The organism is Actinoallomurus acanthiterrae, assembly GCF_054775715.1.
Window position 1 is genome coordinate 5,601,337 of record NZ_BAAHCO010000001.1, and the last position, 23,460, is coordinate 5,624,796.

The following is a 23,460-nucleotide window of genomic DNA, read 5'->3' on the forward strand; positions in this document are numbered from 1 at the left end:
CTGATCGCGGGTGTCGGTGTTCAGCGGTCGTGTGGCGGCCCGATCGGAGGCGCCGATCCTCAGCGGTCGTGCGGGCAGCGGCAGGCCGGCGGTCGTGCGTGCGGTCACCTGATCGGGCTGCCGGCCCTCAGCGGTCGTGCGCGGCGGTCCGATCGGGTGCCGACCACTCAGCGGTCAGACGCGGGCTCGGCGGCGTGGTCGAGGTACCGGCCCGTCATTGGCCGGATGCACGGTGGAGCCGTCAGCGGCCGCGTGCGCGGCGGAGTCGGCCGGAGATCAGCGCGGGCCCGGCGTGCACGGTGACGCCGGCGAAGTCCCCGGACGCCTCCGCCACCCAGTACGTGTGCTCGAGGATCACGGCGGGCACGCGGCTGATGACCGGCGTGCGGCCCGACCCGGTGAACTCCGCCGTGACCGTCGACACCCCGGTGGGCAGCTGACCCCAGGCCAGCGCCCATCCGGGGCCGCCCCGGGGATTGCGCCAGGCGCCGCGGAGGACCGACACCGACACCGGCGTGGCGACGCAGACGTCCGTCAGCCGGCGTCCCTCGTACACCTCCAGAGCGGCGCGATCGGCGGCGGCCCGGCCGATACGGACCGTCCAGCCACTGATCGGCAGCCGCATGAGCGGGACCACGCCCGCGTACTCCCCCATCGTTCCCCCATGTCCCCTGCTGCGCATGTGACCAAGTCCACCGTGCGTTTCTGGGAAGGCCGTGCACGCTTCCTAAGAGTTGTCTGTGAAAGGGCCGCCGACGTCCCGTATCGGTCTGCTCGCCGCGGCGGACTCGCTCTGTTGTCTGGTCGCTCGTCCTTCTCACTCGCTTCGCGGGCGGCTCGTCCCTCACCGCCCACTCCGCTCGCTGCGGCGGACTCGCTCCGTGTCCGGCCGGTGCCGCGGGCTTGGGAGAATGTCCGAATGAGTGAACGGGGAGAAGGGGCGCGCTGGAATCGGCCCGACGCCTCGATGTCGCTGCTCGCCGACCTGCTCGCCGGGAAGGGGCTCGATCCCGGCTACGAGGAGGCCGCCGCCCGGCGGGCGGCCGGCGGCGACCGGAGCAGCCGCACGGGCCGATCGGCGCGGCTGCTCGCCGGCACCCTCGTCCTCGGCCTGCTCGGAGCCGTCGCCGCCGTCCAGGTGCACCGCGGGGAGCCCGTCGCGCAGCGGCAGCGCAGGGCGCTGCTCACCCAGATCCGGGAGCGGACCGGGGAGAGCGAGGCGCTGCAGCGGCAGGCCGACCGGCTGCGGGGCCAGACCGAGCGCCTCCGCCGGACCGTTCTGGCGCGCAGCGCCGCCGGGCGTACCGCGCGACAGGAGATGGACCGGCTGGCCGCGGCCGCGGCGGACGCACCGGCCCGCGGGGCGGGGCTGACGGTCGTCCTGGACGACTCGCACACCCGGGGGGATCCCAAGGACGGCCGCGTGACCGACCAGGACATGCAGCGGCTCGTCAACGCGCTCTGGGCCGCCGGAGCGACCGCCGTCGCCGTCAACGGGCAGCGGATGACCGCCATCACCGCGATCCGCTTCGCCGGCGATGCCATCCTGGTCGACTACCGGCCACTGTCCCGGCCCTACACCGTGACCGCCCTCGGTGATCCACGCCGGATGGACGGGACGCTCGAGGGTTCACCGGCCGCCCGATCGTTCCGTACTCTCAAAGCCGCGTTCGGCATCCGTTTCGACATCCACCAGGAGGACAGCGTGCGACTTCCCGCCGCGCCGGCTCCCAGTCTCCGCTACGCGGGGGAGGTGCCGTCGAAGTGATCGCTCTGGTCGGGCTCCTGGCCGGGGTCGCCCTGGGCCTGTTCTTCCATCCCGACGTGCCGCTGTGGCTGCAGCCGTACCTGCCGATCGCGATCGTGGCCGCGCTCGACGCCATGTTCGGCGGCCTGCGCGCCCGCCTCGACGGGGTCTTCGACGAGAAGGTGTTCGTCGTCTCCTTCCTCAGCAACACGATCATCGCCGTGCTCATCGTGTTCTTCGGCGATCAGCTCGGCGTGGGGTCGCAACTGTCCACCGGCGTCGTGGTCGTCCTCGGCATCCGGATCTTCTCCAACGTCGCCGCCATCCGCCGCAAGCTCTTCCAGGCATGAGCGAGCCGGAGACGAAAGCGGGCCGCGCGCGCCGGTTCGACGGGGGGCGGCTGCTCATCGGGGTGCTGTGCGCGGCCCTGGCGTTCGCCGTGACGGCCGAGGTGCGCTCCAACGACCGGACCACGAAGTTCGCGACCGCCCGGCAGGACGAGCTGGTCGGGACTCTGGGGGACCTCTCCCAGCGTTCGGAGCGGCTGCGGGGCGACATCCGGGATCTGGAGAACACCAAGTCCGGGCTCGAGCGCGACACGCAGGGCCAGACGGCGGTCGAGGACGCCCGGCGGCGCGCCGCGACGTACGGCATGCTGGCCGGCACCCTGCCCGCGGCGGGTCCGGGCATCCAGTTCACCGTCGACGATCCGCGCGGTCGCCTGCGGGCCGAGGACCTCCTCGACATGCTGGAGGAGCTGCGCGACGCCGGGGCCGAGGTGATCCAGGTCGACGACGTTCGCGTCGGCGTCAGCACGTATCTCGCCGACGCGGCCTCCGGGGGCGTCGTCGCCGACGGGCGGATCCTGACGCGGCCGTACCGGTTCCTCGTCATCGGCGACCCGCACACGCTCGCCACCGCGCTCGGCATTCCGGGCGGAGTTCTGCAGACGCTTCGGAACTCCGGCGCGCGGGGGTCCGTTGCCCAGGAGCAGAGGATCGTCATCCGTGCGATACGGTCGCCGTAGACCGAGGATGCGGCCGCGCGCCGGGGCTTCCCCGCGCGGCGGCATGGACCGACGATCACTGTCGAAGGTAGCTTGAGGGGACAGGACTCTTGTCGTGGTTGACCCCTCGGTCAATGCCGCGTAGGTTGCGGCAACCGTCGTGATGGCGGACGAGGGAATGAAAGCGCCATTACCGACGGTGCTGAAGGGGGGATCGTGTGCTGGGGCTGACCGGAGGTACGGTGCCGATGGTGCCGTCAGTGCTCGACGTCCGCGCCGTACGGTGCCAGAGGCACACCCGAGGCCATAGGTAGGAGGCCGAGCCGATCAATGCCGAGCGTCTACTGCACGCAGTGTGGTCACGCCAACCCGGAGGATGCGCGATTCTGCTCGCAGTGCGGAACTCCACTCACCCGTAGCGCGGCGCCGCCACCGCCGCCGATGCCGGGCGAGCCGGGCGACTCGACGTCGACGATCTCGCTTGGCGCGGTTCCCGACGTGGAGCCGGGCGGCGATGAGCTGTCGCCCGACCAGATGGCGGTCGAGGCGCTCCCGCCGGACACCGCCCTGCTGGTCGTGAAGCGGGGGCCGAACGCCGGGAGCAGGTTCCTGCTCGACAGCGACAAGACCACGGCGGGGCGTCATCCGGAGAGCGACATCTTCCTCGACGACGTCACCGTGTCCCGCCGCCACGCCGAGTTCTACCGTCGCGGATCGCAGTTCTCCGTACGCGACGTGGGCAGCCTGAACGGCACCTACGTCAACCGCGAGCGGATCGACGAGGCGGGCCTGTCCGGCGGCGACGAGGTCCAGATCGGCAAGTTCCGGCTGGTGTTCCTCACCAATCCGCAGTACGCCGCCGACGGAAGGGGCGATGGCCGGCGGGAGGGCCGTGACGAAGCCGGAGGCGCGGTGTGGCCGATTCTGAGGGGGCGCGCGGGGGCCGTGCGCCTAAGGACGCGGTGAGTGACGGGCGCCACGCGGGCACGCGGGCGCCGCAGGACGACGGCGTGCGGCTGCGCACGCCGTCGGACCGGGGGTGGGAATGAGCACGTCCGCGGCCCGTGCGTACATGACGATCGGGGAGGTGCTCGGCCTCCTGTCCGCCGAGTTCCCCGATGTCACCGTCTCGAAGATCCGGTTCCTCGAGGCGGAGGGGTTGATCGAGCCCGAGCGCAGTCCGTCGGGTTACCGCAAGTTCGTCCCGGCGGACGCCGAGCGGCTGAGGTTCATCCTGGCCGCTCAGCGTGACCACTATCTGCCGCTGCGCGTCATCAAGGAGCACCTGGACGCGGTCGACCGCGGCCTGGACCCGCCTCCGCTCGGCGCCCGGCGCCGGGCGCCCCGGGGCCTCGTCGCGACCGACAGCGTCGTCGATGAGACCGCCGAGGTACGCCTGACCCGCCGGCAGCTCGCCGACGCGGCCGGGATCGACGGCGACGCCCTCGCCGAGCTGGAGGAGTTCGGGCTGATCCGCCGGGCGGGGAGCCACTACGACCGGGACGCGCTCACGATCGCCCGTGCGGCGGCGGCGCTGCGGTCGTTCGGGTTCGAGGCGCGTCACCTGCGGGCGGTGAAGGCCGCCGCGGAGCGCGAGATCGGCCTGATCGAGGCGGCCGTGGCGCCCACCATGCGCCAGCGCAGCCCGGGTGCGCGCGCCCGGGCCGCCGAGACCGCCGGGGAGATCGCGGCGCTCTCACTGAAGCTGCACGCCGCACTGGTCTCAATGGGGTTGCGGGAAGGCCTCGATCCGTAGAGATCGCGATTTCGACTCGTCTTCGACTCCCCGGCTCAGCGTGACTGGGGTGTACGTTGGCTACAAGGGTTTCGGGTAGCCGTCTTCAGCAGGGAGCCGCTGTGAAGCAGATGGAGGTCGTCGGCGTACGGGTCGAGATGCCCTCCAACCAGCCGATCGTGCTGCTGAAGGAGACGGACGGCGACCGTTACCTACCGATCTGGATCGGTGCGGTGGAGGCGACCGCGATCGCCTTCGCCCAGCAGGGTGTGCTGCCGGCGCGCCCGCTCACTCATGATCTCTTCCGCGACGTCCTCGAGGCCTTCGACGTCCAGTTGCGCACGGTGAACATCACGGCGCTGCGGGAGGGCATCTTCTTCGCCGATCTGGTGTTCTCGAACGGCGCCGAGGTGAGCGCCCGCCCCTCCGACTCGATCGCCCTGGCCCTGCGGACCGGCGCGTCGATCTTCGCCAGCGAGGACGTCCTCGACGAGGCGGGCGTGGCGATCCCCGACGAGCAGGAGGACGAGGTCGAGAAGTTCCGCGAGTTCCTGGACACGATCTCTCCGGAGGACTTCGGCCGCGCCACCTGAGCGGCGTCTCGGACCCGGCGGCAGCGACTCGTCCTGGGCTCTGTCGGCGTGCGGTTGCGGGCACCTGGCGGTCTCGACGCGCGTGGCGGCGCAGACGAAGGTCGCGGGCGTCTGGCGGTGCCGACGAACGGTCGCGGGCGTCAGGTGTGCCGACGCCCCGGGTGTCTGAGCGGTGTCCTGAACCGGCGTCGGGCTGTCCCGGGTATCCGGCGAGGGCCGAGGTTCGATCTCGACGCGCTGTTACGAGTAGCTGAAGCGCGCCCCGAAATCGACCCCGCCGAAGCGCCCCGGCACGCGTCGCCACGACTCCGCTCGGTAGCAGGATCGTAATCCGAGGGGAAAGGTTCCTCCCTACTTCCCGGGAACTTCTGTGCCGTGGAGAGCGTCACAACGTGGGTAGGTGCCGTTGTACGCGTCGATTGCGGGGTTTATTAGACGTCGTAACAGTTTGTGTTGGCTGCGACGCGCCGACCGCGAACGTTGACCCTGCAGGGGTCGCGACCTACCGTGCTGCTTGAACACCCGCGGCGTAATTCCGTCAAACCCCCTTGGTGGATCGCTGCGGGATGATAGAGCCGGAGGTCCGCGTGGCGGCAAGCAGCGGCGAGGGCAAGGCGACCCGCGAAAGGCACGATGCGTCTCAACGCGCCGGGGAGCAGGGGCTCCTGTTCGGCGGGAGCGTGTCGCCCCTGCCCGACGACGTCGGGTTCCGCGGTCCAACGGCATGCGCCGCGGCGGGCATCAGCTACCGCCAGCTCGACTACTGGGCGCGCACGGAGCTCGTGGTGCCCAGCGTGCGCTCCGCCCAGGGCTCGGGCTCCCAGCGCCTCTACAGCTTCCGCGACATCCTGGTGTTGAAGGTCGTGAAGCGATTGCTCGACACCGGCGTCTCCTTGCAGCAGATCCGCACGGCGGTGGAGCACCTGCGCGACCGCGGGGTCCACGACCTGGCGCAGATCACCTTGATGAGCGACGGCGTGAGCGTCTATGAGTGCACGTCTCCCGACGAGGTCGTCGACCTCGTGCAGGGCGGCCAGGGGGTGTTCGGGATAGCGTTGGGCCGGGTGTGGCAGGAGGTCGAGGGCAGCCTCGCGGAGATGCCCGCCGAGCGCGCGCACGCGGGCGGTGACAGCCCGCACGACGAGCTGGCCCGCCGCCGAAGGGTCCGCAAGACCGGTTGAGGACGGGCTGAGATTGAGCGTCACGGAGCAGAAGGACGACAAGGAGTTCAAGCGGTCGCCGAGTCACTTCACCGACCGCATCACCGCCGACGGATCCTCGCCCTGGCCGGTCGAGCCCGGGAGGTACCGCCTGGTGGTCAGCCGCGCCTGCCCCTGGGCTAGCCGGGCCGTGATCGTACGGCGGCTGCTGGGCCTGGAGGACGCCATCTCGATGGCGATCGTCGATCCGATTCAGGACGAGCGCAGCTGGCGGTTCACCCTCGATCCGGACGACCGTGATCCGGTCCTCGGCATCCGATTCCTGTCCGAGGCGTACCAGCAGGCCGAGCCGGGCTACGACGGCGGGGTGAGCGTCCCGGCGATCGTGGACGCGCCCAGCGGACGGCTCGTGACCAACGACTACCAGCAGATCACGCTCGACCTGTCCACCGAGTGGACCGCCCACAACCGGCCCGGCGCGCCGGAGCTGTACCCGGAGCGGCTCCGGGACGAGATCGACGCCGTCAACGAGGACGTCTTCCGCGACGTGAACAACGGCGTTTACCTGACCGGCTTTACCCGGGACCAGGAGGCGTACGAGCGGAGGTACCGCCGCCTGTTCGACCGGCTCGACGCGCTGTCCGAACGGCTCGAGCGCCGGCGCTACCTCGTCGGCGACACGATCACCGAGGCCGACATCCGGCTGTTCGTCACGCTCGTACGGTTCGACGCCGTCTACCACGGCCACTTCAAGTGCAATCGCAGCAAGCTGACCGAGATGCCGGTCTTGTGGGCGTACGCCCGTGACCTGTTTCAGACGCCGGGCTTCGGGGACACGGTCGACTTCGACCACATCAAGCGGCACTACTACTACGTCCACCACGAGATCAACCCGAGCAGGATCGTCCCGCTCGGTCCGGATCTGCGCGGCTGGACGACCCCGCACGGCCGCGAGGAGCTGGGCGGCCGGCCGTTCGGCGAGGGCACGCCGCCCGGCCCCGTCGCCGCAGCAGAGCGGGTGCCCGCCCCGGCGTGACCAGCGCGCCCTCCTACGGCCGAACGGGCTCCTGTTCGGCGGGGGCGACCGGCGCCTCCACGACCGGCGGAGGGCCCGGCCGTGTGCGCGTCATGCCGACGCCGACGAGCACGACGGCCATCCCGGCGATGACGCGGAGGCTGAGGGGCTCGCTCAGGACGATCGCCCCGAGCGCCACCGAGACGACCGGCAGCAGGTACCCGACGGTGGCCGCGCTGGTCGCGCCGTCGTCCGCGATGAGCCGGTAGTTGAGATAGAACGTCAGGCCGGTGCTGAAGATCCCCAGGATGACCACGGCGATCAGGGCCTTCGCGTCCGCGTGGACCGGCGCGAAGCCGTCGATGGGGAGGGTGAGGACGCTCAGGCCCGTCGCCGCGATGAGCTGGGCCGCGGACAGCGCGATGGGAGCGGTGCCCCTCCCGGTCAGCCTGCGCGCCATGTAGGCGAAGGCGATCGCGTAGCTCGCCGCCGCGCCCAGCAGGGCCAGCGCGCCACCGCTCAGGAACCCGGCAGTGTGCCACGGAGCGAAGATCAGCAAGGTCCCCGCGAAGCCGAGGAGCAACCCGCCGAGGCGGACGGGGCGGAGCCCGCGCTCGGTGCCGATGACGAGCCCCACCAGGAGGGACCACAGCGGAGTCGTCGCGTTCAGCACGCCGGCCACGCCCGAGCCGACGGTCTGCTCGCCGATCCCGAAGAGGAAGAACGGCAGCGCGTTACAGAAGAAGGCGGCCACGACGAGACGCCGCCACGTCCCGAGGTCCCGGGGGAGCCGCTGTCCCGCGGAACGGGCGAGGCACACGAGGACGGCCGACCCGAGCGCGGCGCGGGCGACCGTGATCTGGACGGGGGTCAGCCCGTGGTTCAGGGCGAGTTTGATCCAGAGAAAGCCCGATCCCCACAGCAGCGCCAGCGCCGCCATGCGCACCAGAGAGCCTCGTCCACCGATCACTATGAGCCTCCGTCCTCGGTCCGTCACCGGACTAGGTCCGTTTCCACGGGACTCGGCCCGTTTTCCACGGGAAACGTTGCCGGAGGCGACACGTAACGACAAGCGAAAGATTTTGCATGAACCGTTAAGCTCTCCTGCATGCTCGACGTTCGGCGCATGCTGATCCTCCGTACGGTCGTCACCAGCGGCTCGGTGACCGCGGCCGCCGCGAATCTCGGATACACGCCGTCGGCGGTCAGCCAGCAGGTGGCGGCGCTGGAGAAGCAGGCCGGTACGGCGCTGCTCGAGCGCGTCGGCCGGGGCGTACGGCCGACGGCGGCCGGCCGGTTGCTCACCGAGCACGCGGCGGTCATCGGCAGGCAGGTCGCCGAGGCGGAGACGGCGCTGGCCGACCTGCGGGCCGGGCGGACCGGACGGCTGGCGATCCATTACTTCGCCACCGCGGGCGCCACCCTCATGGCGCCCGCGCTGGCGCGTTTCCGGCAGAGCATTCCGGGGGTGCGGGTCGACCTCACGATGACCGATCCGGAGGACCCGCTGCCGGAGCTGACGCGGGGCGAGGCCGACCTGGCGATCGTCGTACGCGCCCCGGACGCCCACCACGAGGGCGTTCACCTCGCCCACCTCATGGACGACCCCTACCGGGCCGTCCTGCCCAAGGGGCACCGGCTCGCCGACCGGCGCGTCCTCGACCTGGCGGATCTCGCCGACGAGCCCTGGGTCGGCAGCGAGCGGCCGGGGCCCTGCCTCGACGTGCTGCTCGGCGGCTGCGCGGCGGCGGGCTTCAGCCCGCGTTTCGCGGTCGAGAGCGCGGACTACGCCACCGCGCAGGGGTTCGTCGCCGCGGGCCTCGGGATCAGCCTGATCCCGGCCCTGGGGCTGGCCAACCGCCACCCGGGCGTCGTCGTGCGCAAGGTCCGCGGCCCGGAGCCGGTCCGGACGATCCACGCGGCGGTCCGGAAGACATCTCTGGGCGATCCCGCGCTCGACGGGATGCTGACCGCGCTGCGCGACGCGACGGCGCGGTGAGGGGTGCTCGGGTGGGGGCCGGGGTGCGCGGCGCGGTGAGCAGTGTTCAGGCGGGTACCAGGCTGCGCGGCGCGGTGAGCGGCGGTCGGGCGGACGCCGCGCTGCGCGACCCGACGACGCGGTGAACAGCGCTTGGGTGGACGCCGCTGCGGCGCCGGGTCAGATCGCCTCTTTGCGCTGGAGGTAGGACAGCGACGCCCAGCCGGGCAGGACCGGCAGCCAGAAGGTGTGCAGCCGGAACAGCAGCACCGCCGACGTCGCCGTCCCGGCCGGCAGCCCGGCGAGGGTCAGTCCGAGCGAGAGCGCGCCCTCCACGGCCCCGAGGCCGCCCGGCGTCGGCGCGGCCGAGCCGAGGGCGTTGCCGGTGAGGAAGACCACCGCGACCGTCGTCAGGCTCAGCGAACCGCCGAACGCGCGGATCGACGCGTCCAGGCAGAGCACGAACGCCACCGTGAGCAGGACGGTGCCGCCCATGCCGGTCGCGAGTTTCTTGGGTGACTGCAGCACGTCGAGCAGGCGGGGGACCACCCCCGAGAACATCGAACGCATCCGCGAGGCGACGAGCCTCCGCAGAGGCCCGATCGACAGCACGAGGATCGCCAGCACGGCCGCCGCGAGCAGCGAGACGATGATGATCCGGGATGGCGGGAGCGACGGGCTGTTGTCGCTGCCCGTGATGTACGCGAACAGCGCCAGCATCGTGATGTGGAAGCCCATCCCCGTCAGCTGCGAGGCCCCGACGCTCGCCGCCGCCTGCCCGGCCGGCACGCCCGCCCGCTGGAGATAGCGCGTGTTCACGGCGATGCCGCCGACCGCGGCGGGCGCCACGAGCTTCACGAACGACGCGACGAGCTGCACCAGCACCGTACGGCCCAGCGGCAGCCGCTCGGGCACGAACCCGATCAGCATGAGGGCCGCCGCCAGATAGCTGACCGCCGAGGCCAGCGCGCCGACCGCGAACCAGCGCAGGTCGGCGTGGGCCACGAGATCGGGCAGGTTGACGTTGCTCAGCTGCGACAGGAGGAGGTACGCGCCGACGGTTCCGGCGAGCACGCTGAGGAGCGTGCGAAGCCGGAACCGGTCGAGGTGCAACGGCTGGGCGGCCGTCACGAGCTCCGGCCTCAGGACGCGGATCTGTTCGCGGATCCGGCTGAGCAGTTTCCTGTCCCGGCGCAGGGCGTTCCTCGTCGACCGGGCGAGCGCGACGTTCTGCAGCAGTGGCACGGCGGCGCCCAGGGCGTCGTCGCCGAGCACGTCGGCGGCGGTGCGTACGGCCCGCTCGGCGCCGACGCGCAGGGCCAGCTCGGTCAGCAGCTGCGCCAGGTCGATGCGGAGGACGAGGTCGCCGGCGGCGGTCTCGCCGGCCCGCAGGTCGACGAGGTACGGGCGTCCGGCGTCGTCGACGAGGACGCTCTCGCCGGCCAGCCGCCGGTGGGCGAGGCGCCGGTCCTGCAGGAGTTTCAGCTGGGTCCAGATCGCGGTGAGCAGTTCGTCGGTCAGCTCCTCGTCGGGCAGATCGGCGAGGAGCCGGCCGGGGACGTGCTCGTAGGCGAGCAGCGCGGCCTCACTGCCGACCTCCGACGTCGCCAGCAGCCTCGGGGTCGAGGCGCCCGCCGCCGCGGTGGCGTAGGCCATCAGCGACTCCTGCTCCAGCGAGCGCCGTAGCGACCGGATCGTACGCGGCGGCGTCCCGCCCCGCAGCCGCACCCGCCGCCACAGGCGGTAGAGCAGTCCCGCCGTCTGCTGGTCGCGGTCGAGCACGGTGACGTCGACGGCCCGCCCGTCCGCGAGCGTCGCGGTATAGCGGCGGGTGTCCTCGGGACCGTCGTCGGCGCGCGCGGCGCGGACCGGCGCGAGGCCGACCCGCCGGAGCGCGGCCACCACGGCGTCGCCGGGCGGCCGGATGTTGGGCGACCCCACCGCGTACAGGGTGGCGTAGCCGACGGCACGGCCGATGAGGTACGTGGTCAGCACCGCGAGCGGCGTGATGGCGCCGGTCGCCAGCGACGCGACGGCGTCCAGGCCGATCACGGTCCACGTCACGAGCTGCCAGCGGGTGCGGCCGCCCAGCCCCACGACGGTGACGTAGGCGATCACGGGCGTGATGTCGATGTGCGCCGGACCGGGGAACCACCCGCCGTGCCGCCTCCACGTCAGGTACCACGCCAGGTCGCGCATGCCCGCCGCGGTGATCCACGAGTCGAGGGTGAGGGAGACGCCCAGGGCGACCACGGCGGCGAGGACGCCGATCGCCACCACCAGGCCGGTCCGCCGGATGACGCGGTCCACGCCGAAGGCGACCGGAACGGCGAGGACGCCGATCCCCGAGGCGAGGTTGGCGAGGGTGAGGAGCAGGTGCGGCGCGCGCTCGGTGCCGTTGGCGATGTCGGAGGCCAGGCCGCTGGTCGTGTGTCGGGCGACGTGGGCCAGCAGCAGGATGAGCACGATGACGCTCACCGACAGCAGGAAGCGGATGGCATCCGACGGCCGCCGGATCCGCCGCGGCAGCGACGGCTCGTCGACCCGAACCCCGTCGGCCGGGATCGCCGGGGTCCGCCCGCCGGTCGGGATGGCCGGGGTCCGCCCATCGGTCGGGACGGCCGAGGCCCGCCCGTCGGCCGGGTCCCCCGCAGAGGCTTCCTCAGTCGGGGCGTCTGTGGCCGGCTGGGCGGCTGGGTTCTCCGAGGTCGGCTCGTCTGCTGGGTTTCCTGTGGCCTGCTGTTCGGCCGGGGCGTCTGCGGCCGGCCGGGAGCCCGGGCTTTCCGCGGTCGGCTCCGTGTCCGGGGCTTCCGTGGTGGGCCGGGCAGCCGGGATTTCCGCCGGGGTCCCGGAGGCGGGGCGGTCCCGAGGTGGTTCCGCGGCCGTTTCGGTGGTGGGCGGCGGGGGAGGGTTTCCCTGAACGGCGCGGTCGGGGCCGGGGCGCCGGCCGGGGGATTCGTTCACGGACACGCAGTGAATCCTCCCAGCCCATCGCCGGGAACGTGCGGGTGGTGTCCGTTGTGTCGCCCGATCGACGTCCCGGCGGGAACGTGGATCAGATCCCGAGCCGGGCGGCGATGCCGTCCAGGACGCATTCCAGGCCGAATTCGAACTGCCACTGCGCGTCGTCCTCGTTGGAGCCCTCGACGATGTAGCGGGTGAGCGTCGGATAGCGGCCGGTGCCGATCAACCACTGGACGTACGGCAGGTAGGCCATCCGCGCCTCCTCCTCTGACGCCCAGCCTCCCTCTCGTACGGCCTCCCGCTGGATCACCTCGCCGGCCGTCGCGCCGCGTACGAAGGAGTTGACGGTACCGAACACGGCCATCATCGCGTCGACGTCCAGGCCGAGCCCGTCGAGTGAACGGAGCATCTCCTCGACGCGCTCGACCAGATTCGGCGTGAGCACATGGGGCGAGCGCGCGAGCGCCGCGTTCAGCCAGTGGTGCCGCAGGCCGACGGCGCGGAGCTGGCCGGCGAAGCCTCGTGCGAGCTCCCGCCAGCCGCTGTCCCGGGGGATCTCGATCTCGGCGGCCACCGCGTCGATCATCAGCTCGATCACGTCGTCCTTGCTCGCGACGTACCGGTACAGCGCCATGGTCGCGACGCCCAGGCGCTCGGCCAGCCGCCGCATCGAGACCGCGTCGAGCCCCTGCTCGTCGGCGATCTCCACCCCGGCGCGCGCGATCTGGTCGTGGGTCAGCGCGGGCCGGGGACCGCGTGCGGGGCGTTCGAGGCGCTCCCAGATGGTCACGCGCGCTTCCGGCGCCGTGCCGTCGCCGTCCTCCGCCGCCATCGGGCCCCTTCCCGCAGGTCAATGTGCGTACATCGTATCAGCACTTGTACGGCGTACGCAGAGGTGCGTACGATGTACACACGAAGTGTACGACGTACGCTGTTTTAGAACGGGGTGACGATGAGCGATTCAGAGATCGCGGTCTGGGCCGAGGGGCTGCGCAAGCGGTTCGGCCGGACCGAGGCCCTGCGAGGGCTCGACCTGGAGGTGGCCCGCGGCACCGTCTGCGGGCTCCTCGGGCCGAACGGCGCGGGCAAGAGCACCGCGGTGCGCGTGCTGACCACCCTCGCCCTCCCCGACGCGGGGCAGGCCAGGGTGGCCGGATACGACGTCGTCCGCGACGCCGACGAGGTGCGCTTCCGTATCGGCCTGGCCGGCCAGCACGCCTCGATGGACGACAAGCTCAGCGGCCGCGACAACCTGCGGATGTTCGGCCGTCTCTATCACCTGCCCGAGCGCGTCGCCCGTGCCAGGGCGGACGAGCTCCTTGAGAGGTTCGGCCTGGCAAGCGCCGCCGACCGGATCGTGCAGACCTACTCCGGCGGCATGCGGCGCCGCATCGACCTGATCGCCAGCCTGATCATCGCCCCGCCGGTGCTGTTCCTCGACGAGCCGACCACCGGCCTGGATCCGCGCAGCCGCGGCGAGATCTGGGACACCGTCCGCGAGCTCGTGGCGAGCGGGACGACGGTCGTGCTCACGACGCAGTACCTCGACGAGGCCGACCAGCTCGCCGACCGGATCGCGGTGATCGACCAGGGACAGGCGATCGCCTTCGGCACGCCCGACGAGCTGAAGGCCACGATCGGCACCCGGGTCGACGTCGTCGTCCGGGACGCGGCGACACTGGAGGCGGCCGCGGCGGTGCTGAGGAGGACCGCCGGCGCCGAGCCCGAGGTCGACCACGCCAACCGGAGAGTCGGGGTCCCCGTCAAGGGCTCGGTGTCCTTCACCGACATGGTGCTCGAACTGGACCGGGCCGGCGTCGCGGCCGAGGACGTCGCCATGCGCCGCCCGACGCTCGACGAGGTGTTCCTCCGTCTCACCGGCGCTACCAAGGTCGAGGAGGTGGCGGCGTGAGCGGGGGAGACGGCGTGAGCGTCCTGCGGCTGCCGACGCGGCCCGCGTCGGCCATCGGGCGGCTCCGGTGGGCGCTCGCCGACGGGCGGACGATCGTGCGGCGGAATCTCGGCCACCTGAAGGCGCAGCCCGGAGAGCTGGTCGGTGAGCTGGTGTTCCCGGCGGTCATGGTGGTGATGTTCGGCTATGTCTTCGGCAGCGCCATCCCGGTCCCGGGCGGGGGGAACTACCGCGAGTACCTCATGCCCGGCCTGTTCGGCATGACCGCGTTCACGGGCGTGCTGGCCACCTCGATGGTGGTCGCCCAGGACGTCGGCCGCGGTGTCATGGACCGGTTCCGGTCCATGCCGGTGGCGCGGTCGGCGGTGCCGTTCGGGCAGACGGGCGCGGACATTATCACCGGAGCCCTCGGCATGGTGGTCATGGTCGCCTGCGGTTTCGCCGTCGGCTGGCGCCCGCACGAGGGGCCGGTCCGGACCCTGACCGCCTTCGCCCTCCTGGTCCTCATGCGTTACGCGATCAGCTGGGGAGGTGTGCTGCTCGGACTGCTGCTCAAGGAGGAGACGCTGGACAAGCTCGTCCCGCTGATCTTCCCGATCACGATGGTGTCCAACTCGTTCGTGCCGACCGCGGGAATGCCGGCGTGGCTGCGCGCCATCGCCGACTGGAACCCGGTCAGCGCGATCGTCGCGGCGTGCCGTGATCTGTTCGGCAGCCCCGGCGTGGTCGGGAACGCTCACCTCGTGTGGCCGCTCCGACACCCGGTGGCCGCGAGCCTGCTGTGGTCGGCCGTTCTACTGCTCGTCTTCGTCCCGGCGGCGGTACACCGGTACCGCACGGTGAACCGCTGACGGCCGCCCCGCCCCGGACTGGACCGGCCGCGGTCGCCCTGCCCCGGACTGGTCGCGGTCGCTCCGCCCCGGACCGGCCACGGCCGTCCCGCCCCGGCCGCTCCGCCGCGGACTGGTCGCGGCCGCCCTGCCCCGGGCCGGCCGAGGTCAGGACGGTGCCGGGCCCGTGCCTGCGCCCTGGTCGTCGGCACCGTGGCCGGACCGGAGCATGGCCATCGCGTTCGGGAAGGGCACGGCGCCGGCCTCGACGAGCCGCCGCGCGAGCGGGCGGAGGAGGCCGGCCAGCCGGGCCGCGCCGTCCCGGCCGAGGGCGTCCAGCGGCGGGCGGGCGAGCCGGTCGGTGGTGTCCTCGATCGCGCGCCGGTCCGCGCGGCCCTCGGTGGTGAGGGCGCCGTCCGCGTCGAGGAGGCCCCGGTCCCGCAGCCGGTCGCCTGCGGCCGTCCACTCCTGTTCGGTCCAGCCCCGGAACTCGCGCTGCTCGGGCGGGGTGAGGCCGAGGGCGCCCGCGACGACGTTCGCCTCGCAGCCGTCGAGCCCGCCGGTGAGCAGGGCGGCGACGTGCCCGTCCCCGCGGAACTCCCGGAGCGCGGTGACGGCGTGCCACAGCGCCAGGTGCGGCTCGGCCGGCCGGGGCAGAGCGGCGTGCGCGGCGAACAGGACGCGGCCCGGGGCCGGCGCCGCCTCCGCCGCCTGCCCCGCCAGGGCCGCGGCCTCCGCGACGTCGGCCGAGTCCACCAGGTCGCCGAGCAGGCGGCGCAGGGACCGGTCCACGACGGCCGTCCGGGCGGCCAGGACGGTCTCGGGCGAGGAGTAGCGCCAGGCGTCGGGGATCGCGCGGGCGACCATGCGCGGCGCGAAGTTGTAGAACGCGGCCGTGACCACCTCGGGGGAGGGCGCGCCCAGGGCCGCCGACCGGGAGGCGAAGTAGCCCATCCAGAAGCCCTTGAGGCCCGCGTCGGCGTACGCCGCCTTGGCTTCGGGCGCGAAGTAGACGAACGCGTGACAACACTCGATCAGCCGCCAGGTCTCGTCCATCGGCCCCTCCTCGTCGCCGCCGGGCCGCCCATCGTCGCACGGGGCGACGTACTGATCTTCGGGGAGCCGGGACCGTGGCGAGGGGCGAAGCCTCCGGTAGGGTGGAACCGCCGTCGACCTCGTACGGGAGAGACTTCGCACAGTGTGGTGCGGGGCGCCGAAGGAGCAACCCTCCCCGGAACCTCTCAGGCAAAAGGACCGTACGAGTTAGGCACCTCTGGAAAGCAGGCCGGCGATCCACGCCAGACCTCACCGAAGGTGCAAGCCGCGCTCCGGCGCGGTGAAGCTCTCAGGTTCACTGACAGAGGGGGAGACCGGCCACCGGCCTGCCCGGTGGTGGTTGCGCATCCATCGCACCAGGAGGCTCCCCAATGACCGAGGTCCCCTTCGCCGATCGGCACATCGGGCCGTCGCGCGGCGACCGCGCCGAGATGGCCAAGGCCGTCGGCTTTCCGACCGTCCAGGCCCTCGTCGACGCCGCCGTGCCCACGGTGATCCGCACCGACCGCCCACTGGATCTGCCTCCGGCGCTCACCGAGGTGCGGGCGCTGGCCCGGCTGCGTGAGCTGGCCTCGGAGAACCAGGTCCTCACCTCGATGATCGGTCTGGGCTACCACGGCACGGTCACGCCCGGGGTGATCCTCCGGAACGTCCTGGAGAACCCTGGCTGGTACACCGCCTACACGCCGTACCAGCCGGAGATCTCCCAGGGCCGTCTCGAGGCGCTGCTGAACTTCCAGACCGTCGTGAGCGACCTGACGGGCCTGCCGGTCGCGAACGCCTCCCTGCTCGACGAGGGCACCGCGGCAGCCGAGGCGATGACCCTCGCGCACCGGGCTTCAAAGGCCGGGGACACCTTCCTGATCGACGCCGACGCGCTGCCGCAGACGATCGAGGTCATCCGCACGCGGGCGCTGCCGCTCGGCATCGACGTCGTCGTCGCCGACCTGTCCGGGGGCCTGCCGGACGGTGAGTTCTTCGGCGTCCTGCTGCAGTACCCCGGTGCGAGCGGTGCCGTGCGGGACCTGTCGGCCGTGACGGATGGCGCCCACGAGCGCGGCGCGCAGGTCGTCGTGTCAGCCGACCTGCTGGCCCTGACGCTGCTCACGCCGCCGGGGGAGTTCGGCGCCGACATCGCGGTCGGGACGTCGCAGCGGTTCGGCGTGCCGTACGGCTTCGGCGGCCCGCACGCCGGCGACATGGCCGTGCGCGAGGGCCTGCAGCGGCAGATGCCCGGCCGCCTCGTCGGCGTGTCCGTCGACGTGGACGGCGACCCGGCCTACCGCCTGGCGCTGCAGACGCGCGAGCAGCACATCCGCCGCGAGAAGGCCACGAGCAACATCTGCACCGCTCAGGTGCTGCTGGCCGTGATGGCGAGCATGTACGCCGTCTACCACGGCCCGGAGGGGCTCCGGGGCATCGCCGAGCGGGTCCACGAGCAGGCCGTGCGCATCGCGGGCGGCCTCGCCGCGGTCGGCGCCGAGATCGTCCACGAGACCTTCTTCGACACCGTTCTCGCCCGCGTCCCCGGCCGCGCCGAGGAGGTCGTACGGCGGGCGCGCGAGCTCGGGATCAACCTGCGGCTCGTCGACGCCGACCACGTGGGGATCGCCTGCGACGAGACCACGACGGACGAGCACGTCACCGCGGTGTGGCGGGCGTTCGGCCTGGCCGACAACGAGGCCCTGTCCGTCCACGCGGGGGCCGCGCTGCCGCCGGCCGTCCGCCGGGAGAGCGGCTACCTGACGCACCCGGTCTTCCACGCGCACCGCTCGGAGACGGCGATGCTGCGGTACCTGCGCCGCCTGCAGGACAAGGACATCGCGCTGGACCGCTCGATGATCCCGCTGGGCTCGTGCACGATGAAGCTCAACGCGACCACCGAGATGGAGCCCATCACCTGGCCGGAGTTCGCGCAGATCCACCCGTTCGCGCCGCTGGAGCAGGCGCGCGGATACGTCCGGCTGATCGAGGAGCTGGAGACCTGGCTCGCGGAGATCACCGGGTACGCCAAGGTCTCGGTGCAGCCGAACGCCGGCTCCCAGGGCGAGCTGGCCGGCCTGCTCGCCGTGCACGGCTACCACGCCGCCCGCGGCGAGGGCCACCGGAACGTCTGCCTCATCCCGTCCTCGGCGCACGGCACCAACGCCGCCAGCGCGGTCATGGCCGGGATGCGCGTGGTCGTGGTCAAGAGCACCGACCACGGCGACATCGACCTCGACGACCTGCACGCCAAGATCGACAAGCACCGCGACCAGCTCGCCGCGATCATGATCACGTACCCCTCGACGCACGGTATCTACGAGGAGACCATCACCGACGTCTGCAAGAGCGTGCACGACGCCGGCGGGCAGGTGTACGTCGACGGCGCCAACCTCAACGCCCTGGTCGGCCTTGCCCGGCTCGGGGAGTTCGGCTCGGACGTCTCACACCTGAACCTGCACAAGACCTTCTGCATCCCGCACGGCGGCGGCGGTCCCGGCGTCGGCCCGGTGGGGGTGCGCGAGCACCTGGTGCCGTTCCTGCCCAACCACCCGCTGCGCCCGGAGGCGGGCCCGGAGACGGGCAGCGGCCCGATCTCCGCCGCGCCGTGGGGCTCGGCGGGCATCCTGCCGATCTCCTGGACCTACATCGCGATGATGGGCGCCGACGGGCTGCGCGCGGCGACGGAGACGGCGGTGCTGGCCGCCAACTACGTCGCCAAGCGCCTGTCCGACCACTACCCGGTGCTCTACACCGGCCGGGGCGGCCTGGTCGCGCACGAGTGCATCATCGACCTCCGCAGGATCGCCAAGGACACGAAGATCACGGCGGAGGACGTCGCCAAGCGGCTCATCGACTACGGCCTGCACGCGCCGACCCTGGCCTTCCCGGTCGCGGGCACGCTGATGATCGAGCCCACCGAGAGCGAGGACCTCGCCGAGCTCGACCGCTTCTGCGACGCGATGATCCAGATCCGCCAGGAGATCGAGCGGGTGGCGGCAGGGGAGTACGACGCCGACGACAACCCGCTGAAGAACGCCCCGCACACCGCCGCGTCGCTGCTCACCACGGACTGGAAGCACTCCTACGGCCGGGAGGACGCGGCGTACCCGCTGCCCGCCCTGCGGGAGAACAAGTACTGGCCGCCGGTGCGCCGCATCGACCAGGCGTACGGCGACCGCAACCTGGTGTGCTCCTGCCCGCCGCCGGAGGCCTTCGAGTCTTGAGGCCGGGCCGCCGGACGACGGCGGGACCGCGGGCTCGCCCCGCGGTCCCGCCGTTTCACGCGGCGGAGACCCACTCCGCACCGACCGTACCGCCGCTTTGCGGAGCGAGCACGCCCCCGGCAAGAGCCCACGGTCCCAATGTCGCCCGCGTCCGTTAGGGCCGCGGGTCCTGAGGACCTCGACGGTACGGTGCCGGCACGCGCTCAGCCGGTGAGCGTACGGGCCACGGCGGCGTTGACCACGGCGGACAGGTCGCCGGTCTCCTCGTACACCGCCCGCTGCAGAGACGCCCCGTTGCCGCGCTCCAGCAGGCGTCCGGCCAGCTCGTTCGCGGTGTCGAGGTCGCCCGTGTCGGCCAGGGCCGGGCCGACGTGCTCGAGCAGCGCGCGTACGACGACGCCGGCGGGGGCCGGGCGCTGCGTCACCGGATGGATCAGCTCGCCGCCGAGGCCCGACCGGCTCGCCCGCCACGACGCGAGCCGCAGCAGCTCCGTGCGCACCGCCATCGGCGGCTCCCCGACCCGCCACTCCCGGGCGGCGGTCTCCACGAGCCCCCTGGCGAGCGCGGCCATCAGGACGGCGTCGTCCGCCATCAGGCACACGTCCGCGATCCGGATCTCCACGGTCGGGTAGTGGCGGGACAGCCGGGCGTCGAAGTAGATCATCCCCTCGTCGAGCAGCGCCTTGGACTCGATCATCGACCGTACGGTGTCGTGGTAGATCTTCGGCGTGCCGAACGCCTCGGTCGGACCGGCGGACGGCCAGCGCCCCCAGACCTGGTAGCGATAGCTGTCGTAGCCGCTGTCGCGCTCCTGCCAGAACGGCGAGTTCCCGGTCATCGCGAGCAGGGGCGCCAGCCAGGGGCGGATCCGGTCCAGCACCGCCACGCCCTCATCCTGGGAGTCGATGCTCACGTGGACGTGGCACCCGCAGGTGAGCTGCTCCTGCGCGGTGAGGGCGTACTCCCTGGCCATGCGCAGGTAGCGCTCGGCGGGCGTGGTCGACGGGGTGACGGCCCGAGGGGAGGTCGCGAGCGCGGCGATCTCCGAGCCGGTGCGCCGGGCGGCCTCGGCCGCGGCGCCGCGCCGCTTCCGCAGCCGGCCGGACAGCTCGTCGAGCGTCGTGCACGGATCGGTGCTCGTCTCGATCTGCTGCCGCTGCAGTTCGTGTTCCGGCGCGTCATCGCCGTCGCCACGCGTGACGGCCTCGCCGAGCGCGACGGGGACGCCACTGCTCGGCGCGACGAGCAGCAGCTCCTCTTCGACGCCGAAACTTCGCAACCACGACCTCCTCGGTGATCAGGGATCCCTCCCCTACCCCGCGATCGGTCGCGGAACCGGGGTCCGGCGGGCCCCTGTTCATGCCGGCGATGAGTTTTTCGGCTCGCCGTGGTCTAACGTGGGTGACCTGCGAACCCGCAGGTCAATGACGACATGTCGGGTATCGGACCGCATTTTGGGCGACGTCACGGCGCTCGAGGTGCGGAGAGGAGTGAGCATGAGCGGCGTACGCGTACTCGTCGGCACGCGCAAGGGCGCGTTCATCCTGACCTCGGACGGCCGGCGGGAGGACTGGGAGATCAGCGGGCCGCACTTCGGCGGCTGGGAGATCTACCATCTCACCGGTTCGCCGGCCGACCCGTCACGGCTGTACGCCTCGCAGTCCACCGGATGGTTCGGGCAGCTGATCCAGCGGTCCGACGACGGCGGCCGGACCTGGGAGGCGGTCGGCAACCGGTTCGAGTACGACGGTGTCCCCGGCACCCACCAGTGGTACGACGGCACGCCCCATCCCTGGGAGTTCGCGCGGGTCTGGCATCTGGAGCCGTCCCCGGCCGACCCGGACACGGTCTACGCCGGGGTCGAGGACGCGGCGCTGTTCCGGTCGACGGACGGCGGTCAGAGCTGGCAGGAGCTGCCGGGGCTGCGCGGGCACGGCTCGGGGCCGTCCTGGCAGCCGGGAGCGGGCGGGATGTGCCTGCACACGATCATCCTCGACCCGGCCGACGTACGGCGGATGTTCGTGGCGATCTCGGCCGCGGGCGCGTTCCGCACCGACGACGGCGGCGAGACCTGGCGGCCGATCAACCGCGGCCTGCGCTCCGAGGGCATCCCGGACCCCGACGCCGAGGTAGGCCACTGCGTCCACCGCCTCGCGATGCACCCGTCGCGGCCGGAGACCATCTACATGCAGAAACACTGGGACGTCATGCGGACCGACGACGCCGGCGACTCCTGGCACGAGGTCAGCGGTGACCTGCCGACCGACTTCGGCTTCCCCATCGCGGTACACGCCCACGAGCCGGACACCGTCTACGTCGTCCCGATCAAGAGCGACGCCGAGCACTACCCGCCGGACGCGCGGCTGCGCGTCTACCGCAGCCGTACCGGCGGGAACGACTGGGAGCCGCTCACGAAGGGACTCCCGCAGCGCGACTGCTACGTCAACGTGCTGCGCGACGCGATGGCCGTCGACACGCTCGACTCCTGCGGCGTCTACTTCGGCACGACCGGCGGGCAGGTGTACGTCTCGGCCGACGCCGGGGACACTTGGGCGCCCATCGTCCGGGACCTCCCGGCCGTCCTGTCCGTCGAAGTCCAGACCCTGTCGTGATCCGCGTCGTACTGCCGGCGCACCTGAAGGTCCTCGCCCAGGTGCACGGCGAGGTGGAGCTCGACGTGCCCGCGCCGGCCACGCCGGGCTCCGTCCTCGACGCGCTGGAGGCCCGCTACCCGGTGCTGCGCGGCACGATCCGCGACCACGGCACGCGGCGACGCCGGGCGTTCGTCCGGTACTACGCCTGCGAACAGGACCTGTCCCACGAGCCGTCCGACACGCCACTGCCCGAACCGGTCACGACCGGAGCCGAGCCGTTCATGATCGTCGGTGCCATGGCGGGCGGCTGACGGCCGGGCGTCAGGCCATGCCCGCGAGCTTGTAGAGCACCAGGGACCCGGCGACGGCGACGTTCAGGCTCGCACCCGTCCCGATCATCGGGATCTCGACCACCTCGTCCAGCAGATCGAGCGCCTCGGGCGGGATCCCGGTCTGCTCGTGGCCCAGCACGAGCACCGTACGGGCGCGCGCCATCGGCAGGTCCGCCAGCCGTACCGCGCCCTCGGCCAGCTCGACCCCGAGGATCCGGGTGCCGTCCCGGCCGCGCTCGGCCAGCCAGCGGAACGGGTCGTTCACCCAGTGCACGCAGCTGCCGGTCCGCAGCGTGTTGCCGCGGCGGAGCGCCTCGGGCACCCAGGGCCACCGCGGCACGGCCAGGCACGCCCCGACGGCGTCGCAGGTGCGCAGCAGCGTGCCGAGGTTCACGCCGTGCAGCGGCCACAATGGAGCCGCGATCAGGTGGTCCCAGCAGCGGTGGGCGCGCCGCCGGCGGGCGGCGCGCAGGTCACGATGGGAGCGGACCCGGATCGCCCGGCCGGCGGGCGTCTCCTGGCTCACCTCGTACGGGCGGCGACGCCCTTCGGGAGAATCGTCATGTGCGGCGCCCTTCGCGGCGGACGCGGGCCATCGACGTGCCCGATGATCGACCGGGCCTTTGACACCGATCGTACTCCGGCCGATGCCCGCTCAGCATCCGGCGGATCGATCAGCCGATGATCGTCGGGTCGGCTATCGTGCCCGGGTGCCCCTGACCGATGCCGACATCGCCGCCGCGCTGGCTCCTGCGGGGCTGCTGTTCATCGCGCGTGAACAAGGCGAGATCCGACTGCCGCTGAAGCCGAATAGGTCGGCGGCGAGTTCCCGTACGGAGGACGGGCGTTTCGACGCAAGGCCCGACGAGGTCGTCGACGTCAACGATCCCGATCTCGTCGCCAAGGTCAACGCGGGTTGGCTGCGAATGGCCATCGAGTTCGACCTCTTCAATGAACAGCGCGAGTTCCTGATCAGCGTCGATTACTCGGAGAACCCCGTTCATGAGCCGGAACGGGCGTGGGTGCGGGTCCGGCTCTTGGAAGGGTGGGACATCGCCGGAAGCGAAGTTGAACAGCTCCGGGGCCATTTCGCGGGGATGTTCACGACCCGGTTCGTGCCCGAGTTCTGGGTGTTGTCCGTTGATCACCGCATGATGATGAACACCACCATCTGGGGCAACGGGACAGTCAGCACGATCGTCATCCGGCCCGGCTGAGGTGCTCTCGGACGTCCAGGAGCCTTGTGATCGGGGGAGTCCTCGCAGACCTGTGGGGATGACGGCGCATCTACCTGACCCTGGCGAGCCTCGCCCCCGGCGGGTGCCCGT

Annotated in this window: 21 protein-coding genes, 1 pseudogene and 1 riboswitch; of the genes and pseudogenes, 15 read left to right on the forward strand and 7 right to left on the reverse strand. The window is 72.1% G+C overall.

Features of this window, described 5'->3' with window-relative positions; translation table 11 throughout:
• Nucleotides 1-241 precede the first annotated feature (241 nt).
• Entirely contained in the window at nucleotides 242-682 is a 441-nt protein-coding gene (locus tag ACYVF7_RS26525) for a hypothetical protein (protein WP_460346058.1), read from the reverse strand.
• Between the two features lie 237 nt (nucleotides 683-919).
• On the opposite strand from ACYVF7_RS26525, the gene ACYVF7_RS26530 reads away from it, so the two are divergent.
• From ACYVF7_RS26530 to ACYVF7_RS26565, 8 genes and pseudogenes are all read left to right on the forward strand, one after another.
• Entirely contained in the window at nucleotides 920-1,768 is an 849-nt protein-coding gene (locus ACYVF7_RS26530) for a DUF881 domain-containing protein (protein WP_460346062.1), read from the forward strand.
• Nucleotides 1,765-2,097: a small basic family protein gene (locus tag ACYVF7_RS26535; RefSeq protein WP_460346065.1), complete on the forward strand. Its 333-nt coding sequence runs from the start codon at nucleotides 1,765-1,767 to the stop codon at nucleotides 2,095-2,097. Before ACYVF7_RS26530 ends, ACYVF7_RS26535 begins: the two co-directional genes overlap by 4 nt.
• Complete coding sequence (locus tag ACYVF7_RS26540) at nucleotides 2,094-2,774, forward strand: DUF881 domain-containing protein (protein ID WP_460346068.1); 681 nt, start codon at nucleotides 2,094-2,096, stop codon at nucleotides 2,772-2,774. Before ACYVF7_RS26535 ends, ACYVF7_RS26540 begins: the two co-directional genes overlap by 4 nt.
• A 309-nt stretch (nucleotides 2,775-3,083) precedes the next feature.
• Nucleotides 3,084-3,608 (forward strand): annotated as a pseudogene (locus ACYVF7_RS26545) (FHA domain-containing protein); the annotation flags it as partial.
• 190 nt (nucleotides 3,609-3,798) lie between these two features.
• Nucleotides 3,799-4,509 (forward strand): transcriptional regulator FtsR, encoded by a 711-nt coding sequence (gene ftsR, locus ACYVF7_RS26550; RefSeq protein WP_460346071.1) that lies wholly within the window; start codon nucleotides 3,799-3,801, stop codon nucleotides 4,507-4,509.
• A gap of 101 nt (nucleotides 4,510-4,610) precedes the next feature.
• Nucleotides 4,611-5,081, forward strand: a complete 471-nt coding sequence (locus ACYVF7_RS26555; RefSeq protein ID WP_252781406.1) for a bifunctional nuclease family protein — start codon at nucleotides 4,611-4,613, stop codon at nucleotides 5,079-5,081.
• 587 nt (nucleotides 5,082-5,668) lie between these two features.
• Nucleotides 5,669-6,262 carry a MerR family transcriptional regulator gene (locus tag ACYVF7_RS26560; protein ID WP_460346074.1) on the forward strand — a complete coding sequence of 198 codons (594 nt, stop codon included), beginning with the start codon at nucleotides 5,669-5,671 and terminating at the stop codon, nucleotides 6,260-6,262.
• Nucleotides 6,263-6,275: 13 nt separating this feature from the next.
• Complete coding sequence (locus ACYVF7_RS26565; protein WP_460346077.1) at nucleotides 6,276-7,277, forward strand: glutathione S-transferase family protein; 1,002 nt, start codon at nucleotides 6,276-6,278, stop codon at nucleotides 7,275-7,277.
• A gap of 13 nt (nucleotides 7,278-7,290) precedes the next feature.
• Here the strand turns inward: ACYVF7_RS26565 and ACYVF7_RS26570 are convergent, their stop codons facing one another.
• Nucleotides 7,291-8,226: a DMT family transporter gene (locus ACYVF7_RS26570; RefSeq protein ID WP_460346081.1), complete on the reverse strand. Its 936-nt coding sequence runs from the start codon at nucleotides 8,224-8,226 to the stop codon at nucleotides 7,291-7,293.
• A gap of 138 nt (nucleotides 8,227-8,364) precedes the next feature.
• On the opposite strand from ACYVF7_RS26570, the gene ACYVF7_RS26575 reads away from it, so the two are divergent.
• Nucleotides 8,365-9,255, forward strand: coding sequence for a LysR family transcriptional regulator (locus ACYVF7_RS26575; RefSeq protein WP_460346084.1), 891 nt, complete (start codon nucleotides 8,365-8,367; stop codon nucleotides 9,253-9,255).
• A gap of 159 nt (nucleotides 9,256-9,414) precedes the next feature.
• Here ACYVF7_RS26575 and ACYVF7_RS26580 read toward each other — a convergent pair whose 3' ends face one another.
• Both ACYVF7_RS26580 and ACYVF7_RS26585 read right to left on the reverse strand, forming a co-directional pair.
• Complete coding sequence (locus ACYVF7_RS26580; RefSeq protein WP_460346087.1) at nucleotides 9,415-12,204, reverse strand: flippase-like domain-containing protein; 2,790 nt, start codon at nucleotides 12,202-12,204, stop codon at nucleotides 9,415-9,417.
• 85 nt (nucleotides 12,205-12,289) lie between these two features.
• Nucleotides 12,290-13,030: a TetR/AcrR family transcriptional regulator gene (locus tag ACYVF7_RS26585; RefSeq protein WP_460346090.1), complete on the reverse strand. Its 741-nt coding sequence runs from the start codon at nucleotides 13,028-13,030 to the stop codon at nucleotides 12,290-12,292.
• Between the two features lie 120 nt (nucleotides 13,031-13,150).
• On the opposite strand from ACYVF7_RS26585, the gene ACYVF7_RS26590 reads away from it, so the two are divergent.
• Together ACYVF7_RS26590 and ACYVF7_RS26595 are read left to right on the forward strand one after the other, a co-directional pair.
• Entirely contained in the window at nucleotides 13,151-14,110 is a 960-nt protein-coding gene (locus ACYVF7_RS26590) for an ATP-binding cassette domain-containing protein (RefSeq protein WP_460346093.1), read from the forward strand.
• Nucleotides 14,107-14,961, forward strand: coding sequence for an ABC transporter permease (locus ACYVF7_RS26595; RefSeq protein WP_460346095.1), 855 nt, complete (start codon nucleotides 14,107-14,109; stop codon nucleotides 14,959-14,961). The genes ACYVF7_RS26590 and ACYVF7_RS26595 overlap by 4 nt, the downstream gene beginning before the upstream one ends.
• A gap of 147 nt (nucleotides 14,962-15,108) precedes the next feature.
• Here the strand turns inward: ACYVF7_RS26595 and ACYVF7_RS26600 are convergent, their stop codons facing one another.
• Nucleotides 15,109-15,996, reverse strand: coding sequence for an SCO6745 family protein (locus tag ACYVF7_RS26600; RefSeq protein WP_460346098.1), 888 nt, complete (start codon nucleotides 15,994-15,996; stop codon nucleotides 15,109-15,111).
• Between the two features lie 114 nt (nucleotides 15,997-16,110).
• Nucleotides 16,111-16,207, forward strand: a riboswitch (glycine riboswitch).
• 160 nt (nucleotides 16,208-16,367) lie between these two features.
• On the opposite strand from ACYVF7_RS26600, the gene gcvP reads away from it, so the two are divergent.
• Nucleotides 16,368-19,205 carry an aminomethyl-transferring glycine dehydrogenase gene (gcvP, locus tag ACYVF7_RS26605; RefSeq protein WP_460346101.1) on the forward strand — a complete coding sequence of 946 codons (2,838 nt, stop codon included), beginning with the start codon at nucleotides 16,368-16,370 and terminating at the stop codon, nucleotides 19,203-19,205.
• Nucleotides 19,206-19,408: 203 nt separating this feature from the next.
• Here the strand turns inward: gcvP and ACYVF7_RS26610 are convergent, their stop codons facing one another.
• The gene (locus tag ACYVF7_RS26610; protein WP_460346104.1) at nucleotides 19,409-20,485 is read right to left on the reverse strand and encodes a glutamate--cysteine ligase; all 1,077 of its coding nucleotides are present in this window, start codon (nucleotides 20,483-20,485) and stop codon (nucleotides 19,409-19,411) included.
• Between the two features lie 217 nt (nucleotides 20,486-20,702).
• Here ACYVF7_RS26610 and ACYVF7_RS26615 point away from each other — a divergent pair, with 217 nt between their 5' ends.
• Nucleotides 20,703-21,818 carry a WD40/YVTN/BNR-like repeat-containing protein gene (locus tag ACYVF7_RS26615; RefSeq protein WP_460346108.1) on the forward strand — a complete coding sequence of 372 codons (1,116 nt, stop codon included), beginning with the start codon at nucleotides 20,703-20,705 and terminating at the stop codon, nucleotides 21,816-21,818.
• Nucleotides 21,815-22,111, forward strand: a complete 297-nt coding sequence (locus tag ACYVF7_RS26620) for a MoaD/ThiS family protein (protein WP_460346111.1) — start codon at nucleotides 21,815-21,817, stop codon at nucleotides 22,109-22,111. Before ACYVF7_RS26615 ends, ACYVF7_RS26620 begins: the two co-directional genes overlap by 4 nt.
• A gap of 10 nt (nucleotides 22,112-22,121) precedes the next feature.
• On the opposite strand, the gene ACYVF7_RS26625 is transcribed toward ACYVF7_RS26620, so the two are convergent.
• On the reverse strand, nucleotides 22,122-22,658 hold the full coding sequence (locus tag ACYVF7_RS26625; RefSeq protein ID WP_460346113.1) for a TrmH family RNA methyltransferase: 537 nt from the start codon (nucleotides 22,656-22,658) through the stop codon (nucleotides 22,122-22,124).
• Between the two features lie 184 nt (nucleotides 22,659-22,842).
• Here ACYVF7_RS26625 and ACYVF7_RS26630 point away from each other — a divergent pair, with 184 nt between their 5' ends.
• A complete protein-coding gene (locus ACYVF7_RS26630) occupies nucleotides 22,843-23,349 on the forward strand; it encodes a hypothetical protein (protein ID WP_460346115.1) in 507 nt (168 codons plus the stop codon).
• The last annotated feature ends 111 nt before the right edge of the window (nucleotides 23,350-23,460 follow it).